At 57.0% G+C, this 2,376-nt stretch carries 1 protein-coding gene and 1 tRNA gene; one reads left to right on the top strand and one right to left on the bottom strand.

Features of this window, described 5'->3' with window-relative positions:
- Window positions 1–26: 26 nt before the first annotated feature.
- The gene (gene ggt / locus ABTW62_RS13850) at window positions 27–1,850 is read right to left on the bottom strand and encodes a gamma-glutamyltransferase (RefSeq protein WP_430905160.1); all 1,824 of its coding nucleotides are present in this window, start codon (window positions 1,848–1,850) and stop codon (window positions 27–29) included.
- Between the two features lie 121 nt (window positions 1,851–1,971).
- Here ggt and ABTW62_RS13845 point away from each other — a divergent pair.
- Window positions 1,972–2,047, top strand: a tRNA-Asn gene (locus tag ABTW62_RS13845).
- Window positions 2,048–2,376 lie beyond the last annotated feature (329 nt).

Raw genomic sequence — 2,376 nt, 5'->3', positions numbered from 1 at the left:
TATTCGGGCTGACGGATGCTGCCTAATCAATAGCGGATGTAGTCACTGCCGCGCGGATCACTGGCCACGCTCGCCTTGCCGGAATGGCGATCGAAATAAATCAGCTGCATGTTTCCCCAGCGCCGGGCTGCTGTCTTGACTGCATGCCCCTTGTCCTCCAGGGCGCGAATCCACGCGGAATCGAACGCGTCGGGCTCGAGCACGATTTCATCTGGCAGATACTGATGGTGATAGCGGGCACCAGCGACCAGCTTTTGCGGATCGGTCTGCCCCTGATCGACAAAATTGATAATCGACAAAAGCAGCATGCTGATGATGCGCGACCCGCCGGGCGTGCCCGCGATCAGAATACCCTGCTCATGGGTCACGAAGGTTGGCGACATGCTGGACAAAGGCCGCTTGCCGGGCGCGATCATATTGGCCCGCCCGCCATACAATCCATATACATTGGGCACATTGGGTGCAATCGCAAAATCGTCCATTTCATTGTTGAGAACCACGCCGGTCTCCCCGGCCATGAAGCCTGATCCAAAGAAGGTATTGATGCTCAACGTGGCAGCAACCCGGTTGCCCTCACCATCCAGGATCGAATAATGGGTGGTATTCATGCCTTCCCGGCGCTCGGGTTGCTGCATGCCTGCCGCCAAGCAGGACAATCGGCACAACACTTCAGCCGCGATCGATGGCACAGGCGGCCCATCGCTGACCGCGACCGCCGGCCAGCCGCACAACTCCGCCGCCCGTTCGGGCGCAACGCTTTGGGGAACCAGCGGCGTTGCCTTGTGCATATCGATTGTCGCCGCCCGCTCGCGGGCATAATCCTTGCTGATAAATTTTTGCACATCGACTTTAACGAAATCGCTGTCACCAAAGTATTTGGCGCGATCCTCGTAGGCCCGCCGCATCGCTTCCACGACAAGATGCGCGCGCTCGACCGCGCTCAGTTTGCCGAGCGGGAAACGCTCCAGAATATTCAGCGCCTGCGCCAGCGTAAGCCCGCCGGCTGAGGGCAGACTGGCAGTCGTAATGTGCGCGCCCTGAAAGGTAAAGGAGACCGGTTTACGCTCAATCACGCGATATGCGGCCAAATCCTCAGCGGTCCAGATACCGCCCCCTTGTTCGACGGCACGCACCAATTCCGCCGCGACAGACCCTCGATAAAAACCGGCTTCGCCATGTTGGGCGAGTTTGGTCAAAGTCGCCGTCAACTGCGGTTGCCGCAGCCATTCTCCGGGTGACGGCACCTGTCCTCGTGGCAGAAAAACACGCGCACCGCCAGGTTCGGCAGCCAGCTTGGCGCGTTGATTGGCGATCACCCCGGCCAGCCGCTCGTCGATGGCAAACCCTGCACGCGCAAGCCGTATGGCCGGTGCCAGGCTTGCCGCCAGCGGCAACCGTCCGTATTTCTGCGCGATATGCGCCAAGGCCGCAGGCGTGCCTGGAATGGCGGCTGCCAATGCGCCTTGCAGCGCGGCCTGATGGTCCGGTTTGCCGGCCTGATCCAGATACATCGCAGCATGTGCCCTGCCTGGCGCGGTTTCCCGGCCATCCACCATGACTTCGAATTGATCTCTGGCACGGTGCAACAACCAGAACCCGCCTCCACCCAAACCCGAAGCATAGGGCTCGACCACTGCCAGCGCTGCACCCACAGCCACCGCCGCATCGAAAGCATTGCCACCCTGCTGCAGAATGCGCTCACCCGCCTGGGTGGCAAGCGGATGGGCTGAGACGACAGCATATCCCGCGTAACCCTGCGTGCCACTGGCAAACAAGCAGAAAAACACCGTGATCCCAAACAGCCGGCTGGCATAGCGAAAACGGGCAAGTAATCGAATCAATCCTTGCATGGCTGGATATCGGTTAAATGTAAAAACAGCATTTACAGAAATAGCGCACGACTTGCGCAGAAAAGTTGACCAAATCGGCTGAAGAGTCTAACATACGGGCCTTGTAGCGATAGCCACACATTCCCCGATAGCTCAGTTGGTAGAGCGACGGACTGTTAATCCGCAGGTCCCAGGTTCGAGCCCTGGTCGGGGAGCCACAAAAATTCTCACCACTGTATATTCTGGATTGTCTAATTGCTGGACTTGATTGCACCAGCTTCAGGACGATAACCAGGCTTCCTGCTCCCCATCCAATTGGTTTCGATTCTTATTTGTTGCCGTTGTATTTCGACCAATTGCAAGCGAGTCTAGCTGCATCATCAACTGGCGGGTGCTTTCAACGCAGAGTTGTTACGCTGTTAACAATCGAAGACACTTCACCTTCTCCTATGTCAGAAAACTAATTACTCAAGCAAGATTTTTGTTAGCTTGTGTCCTAAACCCATACGCAATACGACAAAAAAATTTTGTGTGGGTTTAGGAAAAT

The sequence above is a fragment of the Nitrosomonas sp. ANs5 genome, assembly GCF_050584665.1.
Lineage (GTDB): Bacteria > Pseudomonadota > Gammaproteobacteria > Burkholderiales > Nitrosomonadaceae > Nitrosomonas.
This window is presented reverse-complemented; position numbering and strand designations above follow the sequence as displayed.